Origin of the sequence: Kitasatospora misakiensis, from assembly GCF_042656005.1 — a bacterium.
In the GTDB taxonomy this organism is placed as follows: Bacteria; Actinomycetota; Actinomycetes; order Streptomycetales; family Streptomycetaceae; genus Kitasatospora; species Kitasatospora misakiensis.
In genome coordinates, this window is the sequence record NZ_JBHSOF010000048.1 from 46649 (window position 1) to 64850 (window position 18202).

General features: G+C 72.8%; 18 protein-coding genes and 1 pseudogene. 18 read left to right on the forward strand and 1 reads right to left on the reverse strand.

All coding sequences use genetic code 11. The features are described 5' to 3' along the window. Positions 1 to 124: 124 nt before the first annotated feature. The 3 genes from ACFP3U_RS28900 to ACFP3U_RS28910 all read left to right on the forward strand — a co-directional run bounded on the left by ACFP3U_RS28900 (position 125) and on the right by ACFP3U_RS28910 (position 4986). Positions 125 to 2629 (forward strand): [protein-PII] uridylyltransferase, encoded by a 2505-nt coding sequence (locus tag ACFP3U_RS28900; RefSeq protein WP_380228657.1) that lies wholly within the window; start codon positions 125 to 127, stop codon positions 2627 to 2629. 148 nt (positions 2630 to 2777) lie between these two features. Continuing rightward, positions 2778 to 4337, forward strand: a complete 1560-nt coding sequence (ffh, locus tag ACFP3U_RS28905; protein ID WP_380228658.1) for a signal recognition particle protein — start codon at positions 2778 to 2780, stop codon at positions 4335 to 4337. Positions 4338 to 4446: 109 nt separating this feature from the next. After that, a complete protein-coding gene (locus ACFP3U_RS28910) occupies positions 4447 to 4986 on the forward strand; it encodes a GNAT family N-acetyltransferase (protein ID WP_380228659.1) in 540 nt (179 codons plus the stop codon). 136 nt (positions 4987 to 5122) lie between these two features. Here ACFP3U_RS28910 and ACFP3U_RS28915 read toward each other — a convergent pair whose 3' ends face one another. Continuing rightward, a complete protein-coding gene (locus ACFP3U_RS28915; RefSeq protein WP_380228660.1) occupies positions 5123 to 5923 on the reverse strand; it encodes a class I SAM-dependent methyltransferase in 801 nt (266 codons plus the stop codon). A 220-nt stretch (positions 5924 to 6143) separates the two neighbouring features. Between ACFP3U_RS28915 and proS the strand changes: the two genes are divergently transcribed. The 15 genes and pseudogenes from proS to ACFP3U_RS28990 form a co-directional block, all read left to right on the forward strand. Continuing rightward, a complete protein-coding gene (proS, locus tag ACFP3U_RS28920) occupies positions 6144 to 7556 on the forward strand; it encodes a proline--tRNA ligase (protein WP_380228661.1) in 1413 nt (470 codons plus the stop codon). A 545-nt stretch (positions 7557 to 8101) separates the two neighbouring features. Continuing rightward, on the forward strand, positions 8102 to 8680 hold the full coding sequence (locus tag ACFP3U_RS28925) for a hypothetical protein (RefSeq protein ID WP_380228662.1): 579 nt from the start codon (positions 8102 to 8104) through the stop codon (positions 8678 to 8680). 488 nt (positions 8681 to 9168) lie between these two features. Continuing rightward, the gene (gene rpsP / locus ACFP3U_RS28930) at positions 9169 to 9597 is read left to right on the forward strand and encodes a 30S ribosomal protein S16 (RefSeq protein WP_030306742.1); all 429 of its coding nucleotides are present in this window, start codon (positions 9169 to 9171) and stop codon (positions 9595 to 9597) included. A gap of 2 nt (positions 9598 to 9599) precedes the next feature. Continuing rightward, the gene (locus tag ACFP3U_RS28935) at positions 9600 to 9839 is read left to right on the forward strand and encodes an RNA-binding protein (protein ID WP_030306741.1); all 240 of its coding nucleotides are present in this window, start codon (positions 9600 to 9602) and stop codon (positions 9837 to 9839) included. A 175-nt stretch (positions 9840 to 10014) separates the two neighbouring features. Next, positions 10015 to 10614 carry a ribosome maturation factor RimM gene (rimM, locus tag ACFP3U_RS28940; RefSeq protein WP_380228663.1) on the forward strand — a complete coding sequence of 200 codons (600 nt, stop codon included), beginning with the start codon at positions 10015 to 10017 and terminating at the stop codon, positions 10612 to 10614. Positions 10615 to 10718: 104 nt separating this feature from the next. Beyond that, complete coding sequence (gene trmD, locus ACFP3U_RS28945) at positions 10719 to 11537, forward strand: tRNA (guanosine(37)-N1)-methyltransferase TrmD (protein WP_380228669.1); 819 nt, start codon at positions 10719 to 10721, stop codon at positions 11535 to 11537. 154 nt (positions 11538 to 11691) lie between these two features. Further along, entirely contained in the window at positions 11692 to 12042 is a 351-nt protein-coding gene (rplS, locus tag ACFP3U_RS28950; protein WP_030306736.1) for a 50S ribosomal protein L19, read from the forward strand. A 185-nt stretch (positions 12043 to 12227) separates the two neighbouring features. Further along, the gene (gene lepB / locus ACFP3U_RS28955) at positions 12228 to 13004 is read left to right on the forward strand and encodes a signal peptidase I (RefSeq protein WP_380228670.1); all 777 of its coding nucleotides are present in this window, start codon (positions 12228 to 12230) and stop codon (positions 13002 to 13004) included. Between the two features lie 232 nt (positions 13005 to 13236). Then, positions 13237 to 14082 (forward strand): signal peptidase I, encoded by an 846-nt coding sequence (gene lepB / locus ACFP3U_RS28960; protein ID WP_380228664.1) that lies wholly within the window; start codon positions 13237 to 13239, stop codon positions 14080 to 14082. Positions 14083 to 14325: 243 nt separating this feature from the next. Then, complete coding sequence (lepB, locus tag ACFP3U_RS28965; RefSeq protein ID WP_380228665.1) at positions 14326 to 15327, forward strand: signal peptidase I; 1002 nt, start codon at positions 14326 to 14328, stop codon at positions 15325 to 15327. Positions 15328 to 15475: 148 nt separating this feature from the next. Continuing rightward, the gene (gene lepB / locus ACFP3U_RS28970) at positions 15476 to 16225 is read left to right on the forward strand and encodes a signal peptidase I (protein WP_380228666.1); all 750 of its coding nucleotides are present in this window, start codon (positions 15476 to 15478) and stop codon (positions 16223 to 16225) included. 118 nt (positions 16226 to 16343) lie between these two features. Continuing rightward, a complete protein-coding gene (locus ACFP3U_RS28975) occupies positions 16344 to 16817 on the forward strand; it encodes an NUDIX hydrolase (protein ID WP_380228667.1) in 474 nt (157 codons plus the stop codon). A gap of 55 nt (positions 16818 to 16872) precedes the next feature. Beyond that, positions 16873 to 17199 (forward strand): DUF2469 domain-containing protein, encoded by a 327-nt coding sequence (locus ACFP3U_RS28980; protein WP_030306725.1) that lies wholly within the window; start codon positions 16873 to 16875, stop codon positions 17197 to 17199. A gap of 168 nt (positions 17200 to 17367) precedes the next feature. After that, complete coding sequence (locus ACFP3U_RS28985; RefSeq protein ID WP_380228668.1) at positions 17368 to 17985, forward strand: YraN family protein; 618 nt, start codon at positions 17368 to 17370, stop codon at positions 17983 to 17985. Then, positions 17986 to 18147 (forward strand): annotated as a pseudogene (locus tag ACFP3U_RS28990) (magnesium chelatase domain-containing protein); the annotation flags it as partial. It abuts the gene before it with no gap. Positions 18148 to 18202: the final 55 nt, after the last annotated feature.

Sequence of the window (18202 nt, forward strand, 5' to 3'; positions counted from 1 at the left end):
GGGACCACCCGGCGGTAACACTGGGCAGAACCTCAGCGGGCCTGCGACCTCCACGGTCGCAGGTCCGCCGACGGCGTTCCGGCGCCGTCCGACCGACCCGCACGACCACGGACGGGGACTTCGCATGGCCACCCACACCGACGACGCCCACTCCGGTCCGGCCGACCCCGGCCAGGACGGCCCCGCCGCCGCCCGGGCCCGGCTGCTCGCCGCCCCCGGACCCGGCGGCCGGACCCGCCGCACCGAACTGTCCGCGCGCACCGACGACTGGCTGGCCGGCCTGTTCGCCGACGCCGGCGCGCCCGCCGGGGTCGCCGTGGTCGCGGTCGGCGGCTACGGGCGCGGCGAACTCTCCCCGCGCAGCGACCTCGACGTGCTGCTGCTGCACGAGGGCCGGCTGGACCCGGAGCTGCCCGAGCGCCTCTGGTACCCGGTCTGGGACTCCGGCACGTCCCTGGACCACGCCGTTCGCACTCCGGCCGAGGCCCGGGCGGTGGCCGCCGCCGACCTCAAGGCGCAGCTCGGCCTGCTGGACGCCCGGCACGTGGCCGGCGACCCGGCGATCACCGCCGCGCTGCGCTCCACCGTGTTCGCCGACTGGCGGGCGGGCGCGGCGCAGCGGCTGCCCGAACTGCGCGAACTGGGCCGGGAGCGGGCCGAGCGGCACGGTGAGCTGTCCTTCCTGCTGGAGCCCGATCTGAAGGAGGCCCGGGGCGGGCTGCGGGACGTGGTCGCGCTCAACGCGATCGCCGCCAGCTGGCTGGCCGACGCGCCCCGGGAGGGCCTGGACGCCGCCGCCCTGCGGCTGGCCGACGTCCGCGACGCCCTCCACCTGGTCACCGGCCGGGCCACCGAGCGGCTCTCCCTCCAGGACCAGGACCAGGTCGCCGAGCGGCTCGGGGTGCTGGACGCGGACACCCTGCTGCGGCAGGTCTACGAGGCGGCCCGGACGATCGCCTACGCCTCCGACGTCACCTGGCGGGCGGTGGACCGGGTGCTGGCCGACCGTTCGACCCGGGGCCGCCGTCCGCACCGGCGCGCGTTCCCGTTCACCGGGCCGTTCGGCGGCCCGTTCGGCGCGGCCGGTCGCGGCGCGGGCGGGGTGGCCCGGGGCACGGTGGAGCGCCGGCCGCTCGCCGAGGGCGTGGTCGAGCAGGACGGCGAGGCGGTGCTCGCCCAGGGCGCGCGCCCCGCCGCAGACCCGGTGCTGCCGCTGCGCGCCGCGGCCGCCGCCGCGCAGAACGGGCTCACGGTCTCCTACGCGACGGTGCGCCGGCTGGCCGCCGAGTGCCGTCCGCTGCCGGTGCCCTGGCCGGACGAGGCGCGCGAGCAGCTGGTCACCCTGCTCGGCGCGGGCGAGGCCTGTCTGCCGGTCTGGGAGGCGCTGGAGGCGGAGGGGCTGATCACCCGGCTGCTGCCGGACTGGGAGCGGGTCCGCTGCCGGCCGCAGCGCAACGCGGTGCACCGCTGGACGGTGGACCGGCACCTGGTGGAGACCGCGGTGCAGGCCGCGGCGATGACCCGCCGGGTGGCCCGGCCGGACCTGCTGCTGGTGGCCGCGCTGCTGCACGACATGGGCAAGGGCTGGCCCGGCGACCACAGCGAGGCGGGCGAGGTGATCGTCCGCGACATGGCCGCCCGGATGGGCTTCGACCCGGAGTCGGTGGAGACCCTGGCGGTGCTGGTCCGCCACCACCTGACCCTGGTCGACACCGCGACCCGGCGCGACCCGGACGACCCGGCCACCGTCGAGGCCGTCGTCAAGGCGGTCGCCACGCTGCCGCGGCTGGAGCTGCTGCGGGCGCTGACCGAGGCGGACGCGCTGGCCACCGGTCCGGCCGCGTGGAGCCGCTGGCGGGCCTCGCTGGTGGACGGTCTGGCGGAGCGGGCCGCCGCCCGGCTGGCCGGGGCGCAGCCCTTCGCCGACCCCGGCCCGGAGAACCCGGCGGCCGGGGAGGCGGAGCCGACCGCCGAGCAGGAACGGCTGGCGGTGGAGGCGGCCAGGACCGGCGGACCGGCGCTCTCCCTGCTGGCCCAGGCCGAGCCGGACGCGACGGGCACCGAGGCGATGGGCGTACGGCTGCTGCTGGCCGTCCCGGACCGGCCCGGGCTGCTCGGCACCGTCGCCGGGGTGCTGGCCCTGCACCGGCTGGCGGTCCGCTCGGCGGGGCTGCGCGAGCTGGACCCGATCGGTGCCGGGCCGGTGCTGCTGCTGTCCTGGACGGTGGCCGCGGAGTTCGGCGAGCTGCCGGAGGCGGCGCGGCTGCGGGCCGACCTGCGCCGGGCGCTGGACGGCTCGCTGGACGTCGCGCGCCGGCTGGCGGAGCGGGACGCGGCGGCGCCGCGCCGGCGGGGGATCCCGACCCCGCCGCCGGTGGTCGCGGTGGCGCCCCCGGTCGCCTCGGCGAGCGCGACGGTGCTGGAGGTGCGGGCCCACGACGCCCCCGGGCTGCTGCACCGGATCGGCCGGGCGCTGGACGGCGCGGGGGTGCGGGTGCGGACCGCGCACGTCTCCACGCTGGGCGCGGACGTCGTCGACGCCTTCTACCTGACCGACGCGGAGGGTCGTCCGCTCTCCGCGCAGCGGGCCGGGGAGGTGGCGGCGGCGGTGCGGGCGGCACTGGGCTGAGGGGCCTGCTCGGGGGCCGGTTCGAGTCCCTCCCGGAGTCCCTCGTGGACTTCCCCCCAACCCGGGTGGAGACCGTCCCCGGACCGGCCGGATACCCTTGGGGACGACGACCGTACTCAGACCGATGCCGCAGAGGACCCGCGACGACGTGTTCGACACCCTTTCCGATCGCCTCGCAGCGACGTTCAAGAACCTCCGGGGCAAGGGCCGCCTGAGCGAGGCGGACATCGACGCCACCGCCCGCGAGATCCGCATCGCGCTGTTGGAGGCGGACGTCGCGCTGCCGGTCGTCCGGGCCTTCATCAAGCATGTGAAGGAGCGCGCGCTCGGCTCCGAGGTCTCCGGCGCGCTCAACCCGGCGCAGCAGATCATCAAGATCGTCAACGAGGAGCTCGTCAGCATCCTCGGTGGCGAGACCCGCCGGGTGCGGTTCGCCAAGACCGGCCCCACGGTGATCATGCTCGCCGGTCTCCAGGGTGCCGGTAAGACCACCCTGGCCGGCAAGCTCGGCCACTGGCTGAAGCAGCAGAAGCACACCCCGCTGCTGGTCGCCTGCGACCTCCAGCGCCCCAACGCCGTCAACCAGCTGCAGGTCGTCGCCGACCGCGCGGGTGTGGCGTTCTACGGCCCGCAGCCGGGCAACGGCGTCGGCGACCCGGTCCAGGTGGCCCGGGACTCGATCGAGTACGCCAAGCAGAAGCAGCACGACGTCGTCATCGTCGACACCGCCGGCCGCCTCGGCATCGACGCCGAGCTGATGCGGCAGGCCGCCGACATCCGGGCCGCGGTGAACCCGGACGAGGTCCTGTTCGTCGTCGACGCGATGATCGGCCAGGACGCGGTCACCACCGCGCAGGCCTTCCTCGACGGCGTCGACTTCACCGGTGTGGTGCTCTCCAAGCTCGACGGCGACGCCCGCGGCGGTGCCGCGCTCTCGGTCGCGCACGTCACCGGCCGGCAGATCATGTTCGCCTCCAACGGCGAGAAGGTCGACGACTTCGACGCCTTCCACCCGGACCGGATGGCCTCGCGCATCCTGGGCATGGGCGACGTCCTCTCGCTGATCGAGAAGGCCGGGCAGACCTTCTCCCAGGCCGAGGCCGAGAAGATCGCCGCCAAGCTGCGCGGCGGTCCGAAGGCGTTCACGCTGGACGACTTCCTGTCCCAGCTGGAGCAGGTCCAGAAGATGGGCTCGATCTCCAAGCTGCTGGGCATGCTGCCGGGGATGGGCCAGATCCGCGAGCAGATCAACAACATCGACGACAAGGACGTCAACCGCGTCGGCGCGATCATCAAGTCGATGACCCCGACCGAGCGCGCCGAGCCGGAGCTGATCAACGGCTCGCGCCGGGCCCGTATCGCCAAGGGCTCGGGCGTCCAGGTCGGCGAGGTGAAGAACCTGGTCGAGCGGTTCTTCGAGGCCCGCAAGATGATGTCGGCGATGGCCTCCGGCAAGGGCGTCCCCGGGATGCCGGGCATCCCGGGCATGGGTGGCGGCGGCAAGAAGAGCGCCAAGAAGGCCCCGGCCGCCAAGGGCAAGCGCAAGAGCGGCAACCCGCTGAAGCGGGCGCAGGAGGAGGCCGCGGCCGCCGAGCGCCGCGCGCTCGGCCCGGGCCAGGCGCCCGAGCAGGGTGGCGCGTTCGGCCTCGGCGCGGGCAAGGGCCCGGCCGACTTCGAGCTGCCCAAGGAGTTCAAGGACCTCCTGTAGTCCTGCCGCGGTCCCGCTTCCCGCGGGTCCTCGGACGTGCGGCCCACCGCCCGGCTCCCCGGGAGGTGGGCCGTTCGCATGCCCGATGGTCATCCGAGATGATGGTCCGATGCGAGTGACGATCAGGGCCCCGCGGGCCGAGGACGAGGGCGCGTACGCCGAGGCGGTCCGGCGGTCCGCCGAGCACATCGGCCGGTGGAACCCGGTCGAGCCGGACGCGCTGCCGGACCTGCTGGAGCGCCAGGGACCGGGTCTGCAGACCTTTCTGATCGTCGACCTGGAGACCGGGGGACTGGTCGGCAAGGTCAACGTGGCCAACATCGTGATGGGCCGCTTCTGCAACGGCTCGCTCGGCTACGACTCGTACCTGCCGTTCGCCGGCACGGGGCGGATGACCGAGGGCATGCGGCTGGTGCTGGACCGGTGTTTCGCCGGGCAGCCGGAGGGCGGGCTCGGCCTGCACCGGCTGGAGATCAACGTCCAGCCGGACAACGGGCGGTCGATCGCGCTCGCCAAGCGGCTGGGCTTCCGGCACGAGGGGTTCACGCCGCGGATGCTGTTCCTGCAGGGGGCCTGGCGGGACCACGAGCGGTTCGCGCTGACCGCGGAGGAGTGGCCGGGGTCGGCCGCGGTGGACGACCGGGGCTGACCGGTGCGGGGCTGACCGGGGCGGGGCTGACCGGGGCGCGCGTCACGGTGACGCGTGCCCCGCCGTCGTGCTGTGACCGCCGGCCGCTGACCGCCGGCCGCCGGCTGCCGCTCCCGTTCCGGCTCCGGTGGAGCTGTCAGCGGGGCCGTTCGGCGATCAGGTAGCGGAAGACGTTCGCCATCCGCACCGTGCCGTCCGGCCGCAGGTACGGCTGCAGCGCCTCCTCCAGCTCCTTGGCGACCAGCGGCGGCCCGGAGAACTCCGCCGCCGCGTCGTACAGCCCGGTGGAGTGCAGCCCGCGCACCGCGCTGTCCACGTCCGGATAGGCGAACGGGCAGCCGACCCGCCCGCCGCCGGCCGGCCGCAGACCGGTCCCGGCCAGCAGGTCCTCCAGCGCCCCCGGCGGGCTCAGCTCGAACGGGTCGCGCGCGCCGCTGCGCCGGGCCATCCGCCGGGCGACGTCCAGCACGGTCGCGCTCTCGCAGCGCTCCGGCGGCCCCCAGGCGGCCAGCACCACGTGCCCGCCGGGCAGCACCAGACGGGCCGCCGCGGCGACCGTCCGGCGCGGTTCGCCGCCCGGCGGCGGCTGCTCGAAAACGGTGACCAGCGAATAGGCCGAGCGGGCGACGTCCGCCGCCGGTCGGTGGCCCGCGCCGACCCGCAGACCGCGCCGGCGGGCCAGCGCGCGCAGCTCGGCGTCGGGCTCCAGCCCGGCCACCTGCGCGCCCCGGCCGGCCGCCAGCAGCAGGGCCAGGCCCGAGCGGCAGCCCAGGCCCAGCGTGCTGGTCGCCGGACCGACCTCCAGGCGGTCGTGGACGGCCTCGTAGAGCGGTACCAGCATCCGCTCCTGGATCTCCGCCCAGTCCCGGGCCCGGGCCGTGGCCTGCCCGGCGCCCACGGGTCCTGCGGTCGTGCCGGTCACCCCAGCTGAAGCCATCGCGGCCTCCCATCCGGTCCTTGGATGTGCTGCTCCGAACCCCCCTCGATGCCCCGCCCCACTCCAGCGAACAGCGGCTCGGGCGCGGCGTCCAGAGGAGTGCGGGGTGGTGCGCGCGTGTCGGGGGCGTGCGCCCCGGGGCGGGACACCGACGACGGGTTCCGGACGGCACCGCGGATCGGATTCGAAGTCGGGGGCCCGCTCCCCGTACGATTCGCCCATGGCTAAGGCACCCGTTCTCACCCCCCAGGCGGAAGACTTCCCGCGCTGGTACCAGGACCTCATCAACAAGGCCGAGCTGGCCGACAACGGTCCGGTGCGCGGCACCATGGTCATCCGACCGTACGGCTACGGTCTGTGGGAGCGGATGCAGCAGGAGATGGACGCCCGGATCAAGAAGGCCGGCGCCCAGAACGCCTACTTCCCGATGTTCATCCCGCAGTCCTACCTGACCAAGGAGGCCGAGCACGTCGAGGGCTTCGCCCCCGAGCTCGCGGTGGTCACGCACGGCGGCGGCAAGCAGCTGGACGAGCCGGTCGTCGTCCGGCCGACGTCCGAGACGATCATCAACGAGTACTTCTCGAAGTGGGTGCAGAGCCACCGCGACCTGCCCCTGCTGATCAACCAGTGGGCCAACGTGGTCCGCTGGGAGCTGCGCCCGCGCGTCTTCCTGCGCACCACCGAGTTCCTCTGGCAGGAGGGCCACACCGCCCACGCCACCTACGAGGACGCCCGTGACTACGCCTCGATGATCCACACCCAGGTCTACGGCGACTTCATGACCAACGTGCTCGGCATCGACGTCGTGCTCGGCCGCAAGACCGCCAAGGAGCGCTTCGCCGGCGCCATCAACACCCTCACCCTCGAGGGCATGATGGGCGACGGCAAGGCGCTGCAGATGGGCACCAGCCACGAGCTGGGCCAGAACTTCGCCAAGGCGTTCAACACCACCTACCAGCTGCAGGGCGCCGAGCGCGAGTACGTCTGGCAGACCTCCTGGGGCGTCTCGACCCGGATGGTCGGCGGTCTGATCATGTCCCACGGCGACGACAACGGTCTGCGCGTCCCGCCGCGGCTCGCCGCCGTCCAGGCCGTCGTCCTGGCCATCAAGGGCGACGACGCCGTGATCGCCAAGGTCCGTGAGATCGGCGCCGCGCTGGAGGCCGCCGGCATCCGGGTGGTCGTCGACGACCGCACCGACACCCCGTTCGGCCGCCGCGCCGTCGACTGGGAGCTCAAGGGCGTTCCGCTGCGCATCGAGGTCGGCCCGCGCGACCTGGAGAACGGCACGGCCATGCTGGCCCGCCGGATCCCGGGCGGCAAGGAGCCGGTCTCGATCGACTCCCTGGCGGCGACCCTCCCGGGCATCCTGGAGGAGGACCAGGCCCTGCTGCTGCGTCAGTCGCGCGAGCGCCGCGAGGCCCGCACGGTGGACGTGGCCAACCTGGACGAGGCCGTCGAGGCCGCCGCCACCGGCTGGGGCCGGATCTCCTGGGCCGAGCTGGGCCCGGAGGGCGAGGCCAAGCTGGCGGAGCAGGGCGTTTCGGTGCGCTGCATCGTGGCCGCCGACGGCTCGGTGCCGCAGACGGACGACCAGGAGGGCAACGTCGCGATCGTCGCGCGCGCCTACTGACCGTTCGGTGGGTTCCTGGCGGCTTCCGCGGGGGCGTTCCGTGGAGGCGCTCCGTGGACGCGCTCCGTGGACGCCTTCTGCGGGCTTCCGCAGGGGCTTCCCATGGGGCTCGACGCGGGCTTCCCGTGCGCGAAGGATGGTGTCGTAAAACGATGTCCGACGACGCGTTCTGACGGTTCTTGACCTGCTTGGCAGGAAATTCGGACGTCCGTTGAGCGGCGTTGTTCCGCGGATGTCCGACCTGGCGGCACCCTACTGGTCGGTCAACTGCCGGTATTAACGGAATAGCGGTACGGTGTACGGCCCGTGGCCCTGTCAACTCGACAGGACCGCGGGCCGTACGTCCTGGGGGCGACAGCCCGTCCCCGGACGGAAATGACGGCGCCCGTCGAGCTCGACGGGGCCCAAACCTGCAGGGGGTTGGTCTTGCGTCAGATCCGGAACGCGCATTTCGCGCGAGGTCGCACATTCCTGAGAGCTTCCTGGGAATTCTCGGGGAACGGGAACACGCGGAACATCGGCTCCTACTCCATCGTTGGTCTAGCGTGAGCACGACACAGCCCCTCGTTCTCGCGGCCGAACTGGCCGCCGCCTGGAGTGACATCCAGGCCTACCACCAGGACCTCCCCGACCTCGCCTCGCCCGAGGCGCTGATCGGTGAGTCCTCCTCGGCCTGTGGTACCCGGCTCGGATTCGAGCGGCTCCTCCACGAGGCTGCCCACGGTCTGGCCGCGGCCCGGGACATCCGGGACACCTCGCGCGCCGGCCGCTACCACAACCGGCGCTTCCTGCTCCTGGCTTCCGAGCTGGGCCTGGCGCACCCGGTCGAACCGCACGCCAGTAGCGGCTTCTCCCAGGTGACCATGCTCAAGGAGACCCGCGAGCGGTACGCCGAGACCATCGAGCGACTGGACCGCGCCCTCGGCGCGCACCAGGAGGCGGTGGCCGGAGACGGTGCCTCCCGCGCGTTCCGCGGCCCGGCGGCCCGGCACGGCTCCTCCGGGGGCGGCGTCCGGGTGAAGGCCGTCTGCGGCTGCGGGCGCAACGTCCGGGTCGTTCCGTCGGTGCTCGCGCAGGCGTCCATCGTCTGCGGCGCGTGCCAGCAACCGTTCAAGATCGCGTAACTCGGGGAGCCTCACGGCTCGGGGAACCGAGGGAACCGGCCGGCGGCTGCGCGGGCAGTGGCCCGGTCGGAGCGATGGACGGCGACCGCCGTCCGACGAGTGAACGGCCGACGACCGAACGGCCGGCGAGTGGCCGGTCGACGGGTGGTCGGCCGGCGGGTGGCCGGTCGGTGAGCGACCGGTCGGCGAGTGGTCGGTGAGCGACCGGCCGGTGCGTGATCGGAAGGGTGATCCGCCGGCGGTCCACAGCGATCCGCCAGGGAGGTGCACCGCGACGGTGCACGTGTTGGGCTGACCGGGAGCGGGGGCTCCCGGTCGACCTGTTTTCGAGGGTCGGCGCCCTTGTGGCAGAATGGACCGCTGAGTACTCGGCAGCCGATCCGGACCCCTCTCTCCTACGGCTGGCGTGTCCCTTGAACGGCCCACCACGCAACCCCACGCGAGGGCGGGGCCGCTCACCCACGTCAACACCAGGAGAATCCACTCCCGTGGCAGTCAAGATCAAGCTCAAGCGTCTCGGCAAGATTCGCTCCCCGCACTACCGCATCATCATCGCCGACGCGCGCACCAAGCGTGACGGTCGTGCGATCGAGGAGATCGGCGTCTACCAGCCGACCTACAACCCCTCGAAGATCGAGGTCGACAGCGACCGCGCCCAGTACTGGCTGTCCGTCGGCGCCCAGCCGACCGAGCCGGTGCTCGCCATCCTGAAGCTGACCGGCGACTGGCAGAAGTTCAAGGGCCTGCCGGCCCCGGCGCCGCTCCTGGTCGCCGAGCCCAAGGTCGAGGACTTCTCGCACCTGTTCGCGAAGGCCGTCGCCGGCTTCGAGGACGCCACCACCGGTGTCGCCATCACCCCGAAGGCCAAGAAGTCGGACAAGGCCGAGGCTGAGGCCGACGCCGGCGCCGAGGCCTGAGCGTGATCGAGGACGCCCTCGACCACTTGGTGAAGGGCATCGTCGAGCACCCCGACGAGGTGCAGGTGCGCTCGCGCAACCTGCGTCGGGGGAACACCATCGAGGTGCGGGTGCACCCCGATGACCTCGGCAAGGTGATCGGCCGGGGCGGTCGTACGGCGCGCGCACTGCGCACCGTCGTCGGCGCCCTCGGCGGTCGCAACGTCCGGGTCGACCTGGTCGACGTGGACAGCATTCGCTGACCCGGCTGTTCGTTCAGCCGTCAGGGTTTCGAGGCCGGCCGGGACGCATGCGTCCCGGCCGGCCTTCGCCGTTCCGGCGGCGGTTCGCCGTTCCACCGGCAGCTCCGTCCGGTTCACCAGCAACTTTGCCGGTCCACCGGCAACTCCGTAGCACTCATCCAGGAGAACGATCACCGTGCAGCTCGTCGTCGGCAAGATCGGCCGCGCCCACGGCATCAGGGGAGACGTCAGCGTCGAGGTCCGCACCGACGAGCCGGAGCTCCGGCTCGGGCCCGGTGCCGTCCTGCTCACCGACCCTGCCTCGGCCGGTCCGCTGACCGTCGAGTCCGGCAAGGTGCACAGCGGGCGGCTGCTGCTGCGCTTCGCCGGCGTCAAGGACCGCAACGCCGCCGAGGCGCTGCGGGGCACGATCCTGATCGCCGAGGTGGACCCGGAGGAGCGTCCGGACGACCCGGAGGAGTACTACGACCACCAGCTGATCGGTCTGGACGTGGTCCTGCTCGACGGCACCCTGGTCGGTGAGCTCACCGAGGTGATCCACCTGCCCTACCAGGACCTGCTCACTGTGCGGAAGCCGGACGGGACGGACGCGCTGGTGCCCTTCGTCACCCGGATCGTGCCGACCATCGACCTGGAGAACCAGCGCGCCGTGATCGACCCGCCGGCCGGGCTGATCGACCCGGAGCAGGCCGAGGTCGTCCGCGGTGAGTCGGCGGAGGGCGCGGAGGACGGGGACGGCTCGGGCGGCTCGGATGGCGCGGAGGAGTCGCGGTGAGCGCCGCGGAGGCTGCTGAGGCCGCCGAGGCTGTGACGGTGGACGCCCAGCAGTCGGTGGAGCCGTCGGCGGAGCAGGACGGTCGGCGGTCCGTGCAGGACGGGATGCGGATCGACGTCGTCTCGATCTTCCCCGAGTACCTCGAACCGCTGAACATCTCGCTGGTCGGCAAGGCCCGTGCCCGCGGCCAGCTCGACGTGCACGTCCACGACCTCCGGGACTGGACGCACGACGTGCACCGGACCGTCGACGACAGCCCGTACGGCGGCGGCCCCGGCATGGTGATGAAGCCCGAGCCGTGGGGCGAGGCCCTCGACGCGGTGCTCGGCCAGGGCCCGGAGGGCACGGTGCCGACCCTGGTGGTGCCCACCCCCAGCGGCCGGCCCTTCACCCAGGAGCTCGCTCAGGAACTGGCCGGCCGGCCCTGGCTCGCCTTCACCCCGGCCCGGTATGAGGGCATCGACCGGCGGGTGATCGAGGAGGCGGCCACCCGGATGCCGGTCGTCGAGGTGTCGATCGGTGACTACGTGCTGGCCGGCGGCGAGGTCGCGGTGCTGGTCATGGTCGAGGCGATCGCCCGGCTGCTGCCCGGCGTGCTCGGCAACGCCGAGTCCCACCGGGACGACTCCTTCGCACCCGGCGCGATGGCCGACCTGCTGGAGGGGCCCGTCTACACCAAGCCCGCCGAGTGGCGCGGCCGCACCGTGCCGGACATCCTGCTCAGTGGGAACCACGGCCGGATCGCCCGCTGGCGCCGCGAGCAGGCCTTCGCCCGCACGCTGGACAACCGGCCCGACCTGGTCGCGCGCTGGCGGCACGCGGACTTCGACAAGAAGGACCGCGAGGCGCTGAGCCTGCTCGGCCTGGCCTGGGACGAGGGCCTCGGCCGATTTCGGTCCGTGGCCGATGATGTGGAAGAATAGGCCGCTGTTGTCTGTCGCTGGGCTCCTCCCGTAGGGGTCACGTGGTTCGGCGCCCCCGCCACGGGGGGACCGCCGCTAGCCGGTGCGGCCCGCAGCAAACCCCATTTGTGACGACTTCCGTGGGCGGCCCGTGGCGCCTGCGATGGAGAGCAACATGAGCAACAAGCTCGCTGCTGTCGACGCGGCCTCGCTGCGTAGCGACATCCCGGCGTTCCGCGCCGGTGACACCCTGAAGGTGCACGTCCGGGTCATCGAGGGCAACCGCTCCCGTGTCCAGGTCTTCCAGGGCGTCGTCATCCGCCGTCACGGCGCCGGCATCGGTGAGACCTTCACCGTTCGCAAGGTCAGCTTCAACGTCGGTGTCGAGCGCACCTTCCCGGTTCACACCCCGGTCGTCGAGAAGATCGAGGTCGTGACCCGCGGTGCGGTTCGCCGCGCCAAGCTGTACTACCTGCGTGACCTCCGCGGCAAGGCCGCGAAGATCAAGGAGAAGCGCGACCGCTGATCCGTCGGCCCCCGGCGTTGCCGGGGGATCGGATCGCTCTGGGGGGCCGGGCTGCCGCAAGGTAAGCTCAGCCCCCGATGAGCACGCAAGAACCACCCGCGGACCGCGACGGCCGTCCCGCACTCACCGGTGCGGACTCGCCGACGCGGTCCGCGGTCGTTTCCGCGCCCGGCCCGCCGGAGGCGTTGGACACGCCAGCCCTGCCCGACGCGCCGGACCAGCAGGACCAGCCGGATGTCGCGCACGACGCGGACGTCGCTGACGACTTGGCGGAGGGGGCGGACGGGCGCTCGCGTTCGCGGGACCTGCTGCTGCTCGCCGGCATCTGCCTGTTCTCGCTGCTGCTGGTGAACGCCTTCGTGGCGCGCCCCTTCTCGGTGCCCTCCGGATCGATGGAGAACACCCTGCGCCCGGGTGACCGCCTGATCGTGAACAAGCTGTCCTACGCCTTCGGCGGCCACCCGCACCGCGGTGACGTGGTGGTCTTCGACGGCACCGGCTCCTTTCTGCACAAGCCCTTCGAGCCCGACGGCTTCTGGAGCTCGCTGCGCTCCTTCGGACGGGACGTCGGGCTGGTCCCGGCCGGTGACTCGGTCTACGTGAAGCGGGTCGTCGGTATCGGCGGCGACCGCGTCACCAGCGCGGGACCGGGCCGCCCGATCACCGTCAACGGAGTGCCGGTCGACGAGTCCGGCTACCTATACCCGGGGGACGAGGCGTCCAACGTGGCGTTCGACGTGGTGGTGCCGCCCGGCAAGCTCTGGGTGATGGGCGACCACCGCAGTGCCTCCCGCGACTCACGCGACCACCTCGGCGAGCCCGGCGGCGGGTTCGTCCCGGAATCCAAGGTGATCGGGCGGGCCGCCTGGGTGGTCTTCCCGATCGGTCACTGGGCCGGCCTGGACCGGCCGGCGGCCTTCGCCGTGACAGAAGGGACGGGCGGCCATGGGGACCAGAGGTAGGGGGCGGCTCGCCGATCGCCCGGCCGCCGGCTCCGCCCCGTCGGCCCGTCCCGGCTCCCGCCGTGGCTCCGGGGCCGGCTCCGGTCCCGGTCCTGCGGCCGATCCCGATCCCGGTCCCGGCCCGGCTACCGGCTCCGGCACCGCGACCGGGCGTGCGGCGACGTCCGGCGCGTCCGCCGCGCCCAGGGCGCCGCGGACGCCTAGGGCGACCAAGGCGGCAGACGCTCCGACGGTGCGTGGTCGCGCCGACCGCCGGCGCACCGCCCGCCGGGCGGCCCGCCGCCGCAGGCGCTCCCGTCTGCGGGAGATACCGCTGATCATCGGGGTCGCGCTGATCGTCGCGCTGGTGATGAAGACCTTCCTGGTGCAGGTCTTCGTGATCCCCTCCGGGTCGATGGAGCAGACCATCCTGGTGGGGGACCGGGTGCTGGTCGACAAGCTCACCCCCTGGTTCGGCGCCGAGCCGGAGCGCGGCGAGGTGGTGGTGTTCAAGGATCCGGGCGGCTGGCTGGAGAACGAGCACGGGTCGTCGAAGGACGGCCCGGTCCTGCACGGGGCCAAGCAGGTGCTGACCTTTGTCGGACTGCTGCCCTCCGACAACGAGCAGGACCTCATCAAGCGGGTGATCGGCGTCGTCGGCGACACCGTGGAGTGCTGCGACGAGCAGGGCAGGATCAGTCTCAACGGCAAGCCGCTGGACGAGCCCTACCTCGCACCGGGCAACCCGCCGTCCCGGCAGCCGTTCAAGGTGAAGGTGCCGCAGGGGCGGCTCTGGGTGATGGGCGACCACCGGGACGTCTCCGCCGACTCCCGTTTCCACATGGGCAATCCGGGTCAGGGCACGATCCCGGTGAGCGGTGTGCTGGGGCGGGCGTTCATGATCGCCTGGCCGCTGGGCCGGATTCATCAACTTGATGTGCCGGTTTCACTCTCCTCGGTGGCGCGGGGCCCGGTGGACCGCGGAACTGCGATGAACCCGGTGGGTGTTGACCCGACTCCTGAGGAACCTCCGCTCGTTATGGGTGTGTTGGGCATCATTCCGCTTGTCGGCCGCCGGGCGGGACGGCTCAGGTCGTAGGCTCTGCCGGGCCGGTGGGCGGCCTGGCCGCGCGCGTGGGACCGCGAGCCGGATGCCCGGGAGTGATAGAGAAGTGCTGGGTGCGGCCGTGTCGACAAGTCGCGCCCGACGGCTGTGCCGGTGTCAGACGCTTCCGCCCCGGGGGCGGTTCTGACGGACGCGGCCGTCGGTGGAGCGTGGTGCCCGCTGTGCGGCACTGTCAGCGCGGACGCACAGGCGTCCGCACAGCAGGGAGGAGACGTTGTGGGGGATTTGGTGATCGGCGCCCGCTCTGGCGCCGGAGAGCCCGAGGGCTCCGGCGGCCGGGCGGCCCGGTCCGCGGAGACCGCGGTGCCTTCGGCCTCGGCCGAGGAGGCGGCGGCCCAGTCCGCGGACGAGCACGGCGACAGCACGGGTGACGCCTCGCAGCAACCCCCGGACAACGCGGAGCCGGCGGAAAGCACCGAGAAGCCGGAGCGGAGCGAGCGCAAGCCGCGGTCGTTCTGGAAGGAACTGCCGATCCTCATCGGCATCGCCCTCGTGCTGGCACTCGTGATCAAGACGTTCTTCGTCCAGGCGTTCTCCATTCCGTCGGAGTCGATGCAGAACACGCTTCAGGTCGGTGACCGGGTCCTGGTGGACAAGCTCACCCCGTGGTTCGGTGCCGAGCCGGAGCGCGGCGAGGTCGTGGTGTTCCACGATCCGGGCGGCTGGCTGGCCGACGAGCCCACCAGCCAGAGCAGCAACTCCTTCGTCCGGGGCGTCCAGGATGTGCTGAGCTTCGTCGGGCTGATGCCCTCCGAGAACGAGAAGGACCTGATCAAGCGCGTCATCGCGGTCGGCGGGGACACCGTCGAGTGCGAGGGCGAGGGCCCGGTGAAGGTCAACGGGATCGCGCTCGACGAGCCGTACGTCTACGCCGGCAACACCCCCTGCGGGACGAAGCCCTTCGGTCCGGTGAAGGTCCCGGACGGCCGGATCTGGGTGATGGGCGACCACCGTGCGGACTCGCTCGACTCGCGCTTCCACATGGATCAGCCGGGCGGCGGCACCGTCCCGGTGGACGACGTGATCGGGCGCGCGTTCGTGGTGGCGTGGCCGATCAACCGCTGGTCGACGCTGCCGGTGCCGGACACCTTCGACCAGAAGGGTCTGGCGGCGGCCTTGCCGGCGGCGCCGGCGGCGGCCGGTGCCGTGGGCGCCGTCGCCCTGCTCCCGCTGGTCCGCCGCCGGCGGAACCGGACGGACCACGACGAGCGGTCCTGACGAGGGCGGGAGGCTCCCGGGTCTTGCGCGGGCCGTGGTACCGACGAGTAATCTGCTCGGAGGTGCCACGGCCCGCCGGGTTTTCCGCCCGTGGCCCCGGTGCGCTGCCATGCGTGTTTCCGGGTCGGTCAGGGGTTGGACGGTGTCGATGAGCGGTGTCGTGGAACGGGCGACCGACAACCCGCCGGCCGTCGCCCGCCGTCGGCGCGGGCCCGCAGCCGTGGCCCAGGGCGTGCTGCTCGGCCTCGGGCTGGTGCTGCTGATCGGCGGCTTCGCGGTGATCGCCGTGAGCTACCGGCCGTACAGCATCCCGACCGCCTCGATGGCGCCCACCCTCCAGGCCCAGGACACCGTCCTGGCCCGGAAGAGCGACGGCTCGGACATCGGGCGGGGCGACGTGGTGATCTTCCGCGACCAGGCCTGGGGCGGCGAGCTCATGGTCAAGCGCGTGGTCGCGGTCGACGGGGACACCGTCGCGGTCGGTGAGGGCGACCGGCGCCTGACCGTGAACGGCAAGCCGGTGGACGAGCCCTACCTCGCGGCGGGGGGCGCCCAGGGCGCCTCCTTCAGCGTGGAGGTGCTGCCCGGCCGCCTCTTCCTGCTCGGCGACAACCGGCTCGGCTCGCTCGACTCCCGGGTCCACCTGGAGACGGACGGCGGGACCGTCCCGACCACCGAGGTGCAGGCCCGGGTGGAGGCCACCGTGCTGCCGCTCGGCCGGGCGGGTCTGCTGGCCGGCACCTCGGCCTTCGAGGCGGTCGGCGGGCACCGGCCGGCGGGCCCGGGACCGCTGGAGCCCGCGTTCTGGGCGAGCGTTGTAGGCGCGGCGACGATCCTCGTGACCACGGCGGTGGGCGGGGTGGCGGGCCTGACGCGCCGCCTGCGCCGTACGGCCTGACCCCGGCCGGCACCGTTCGGGCCGGGACCGCTCTGCCGAACCTCGCCCCGGACGGCCGCGCCGGGTGGCAGGATCGGGGGAACGACCGGGGCGGACGAAGGGAGCGTGGAGGCTCGTCATGGCGGCACAGCAGCGCAGGGCCTCACGGATCCTGCTGCTCGACGGGCAGGACCGGCTGCTGCTCTTCCACGGCTCGGACCCGGCGACGCCCGGCGTCACCTGGTGGTTCACCCCCGGCGGGGGCCTGGAGCCAGGGGAGAACGTCAGGGACGCCGCCGAGCGCGAGCTCGCGGAGGAGACCGGGTTGCGCGGCGTGGAGCTGGGACCGGTGGTCGCGTACGGCAAGGCTTCGTTCTCCTATCAAGGACAGCGTTACGAGCAGGATCAGTGGTTCCACCTGGCCCGGACGGCGGAGACGGTGCTGGACCACTCGGGTATGGGCGAGGACGAACATGCCCAGCTGCTCGCGGCGCGCTGGTGGACGGTCGAGGAATTGAGGTCCACCGCCGAGACGGTCTATCCGGTCGGGCTGGTGGACTTTCTGGAGCGGCTGTTGGCCGAGGGGCCGCCGATCGCCCCGGTACGGCTCTGAGGGTGAGTGCGGTGGTCCACAATGGGTGGACGCGACAAGTTGAGGGGACGCCTGGATGAGTGCCGAAGATCTCGAAAAGTACGAGACCGAGATGGAGCTCAAGCTCTACCGGGAGTACCGGGACGTCGTCGGCCTGTTCAAGTACGTGATCGAGACCGAGCGACGGTTCTACCTCACCAATGACTACGAGCTGCAGGTGCACTCGGTGCAGGGTGAGGTCTTCTTCGAGGTGTCGATGGCGGATGCGTGGGTCTGGGACATGTACCGGCCGGCCCGGTTCGTCCGTAAGGTCCGGGTGCTGACCTTCAAGGACGTGAACATCGAGGAACTCGCGAAGAGCGATCTGGAGCTGCCCTCGGACGAGCCCGGCTTCGGGAACTGACGTTGGACCGCCCGGTCCCCGGATGTCCAGGGGAATTTCGGGTATTCCGGCTTTCTCACTCCCGCGGGTGACAGGAGTTATCCACAGGCCCGGGTTTTCCACAGGAAATAACAACCTTCTGGTCCGCTCCCGGATCGCACGGCAGCCTCCCCGGCGGAGGTGGTCACCGTGCAGGACATCGAGCGCGCCACGCGCCAGCAGACCGCGAAGACCCGGCGGGACGGGCAGCCGCGCCGGCGAGCGGCGCGCGCCCCGGCGGGCGGCCCGCCCCCGTCGGCCGCCCCGGGCTCGGACGCGCCCGCGTCCGCCCCTGTTGGGCTCGCCCCGGCCGAGCCCCGCACCGACGGGCCCGGACCGGGCCGGCTGAGCAACACCGGCCTCGGCCGCTACGGCGAGCGGGTCGCCGCCCTTCGGCTCGCCGAGGAGGGGCTGCGCATCCTCGACCGCAACTGGCGGTGCGTGGAGGGCGAGCTCGACATCGTCGCCCTCGACGGCGACACCGTGGCGGTCTGCGAGGTCAAGACCCGCTCCGAGCGGGGCTTCCAGCACCCCAGCGAGGCCATCGACCCGACCAAGGCGGACCGGCTGCGCCGTCTGGCCGAGCGCTGGATGGCCGAGCGCTGGCCCGGCCACTTCGCCCGGTTGGCGGGCCCCGAGTACCGGCCCGGCTCCACCGACCCACCGTGGGCACCCGTTCCGCCCGGCGGCGTCCGGATCGACCTCGTCGCCGTCATCAACCGGGTCCGCGGCGCCGCCACCGTCGACCATCTGCGGGGGGTGGTCTAGATGACCTTCGCCCGGACGTGTTCCGTGGCCCTGGTCGGGGTCGACGGGGTGATCGTCGAGGTCCAGGCCGACCTGGAGCCCGGGGTGGCGGCGTTCACCCTGGTCGGCCTGCCCGACAAGGCGCTCTCCGAGGCCCGCGACCGGGTCCGCGCGGCGATCGTGTTCCCTGTCAAGTAGATGTGTTCACGTCTTCTCGCATTCAACGGTGCAAGCTAGT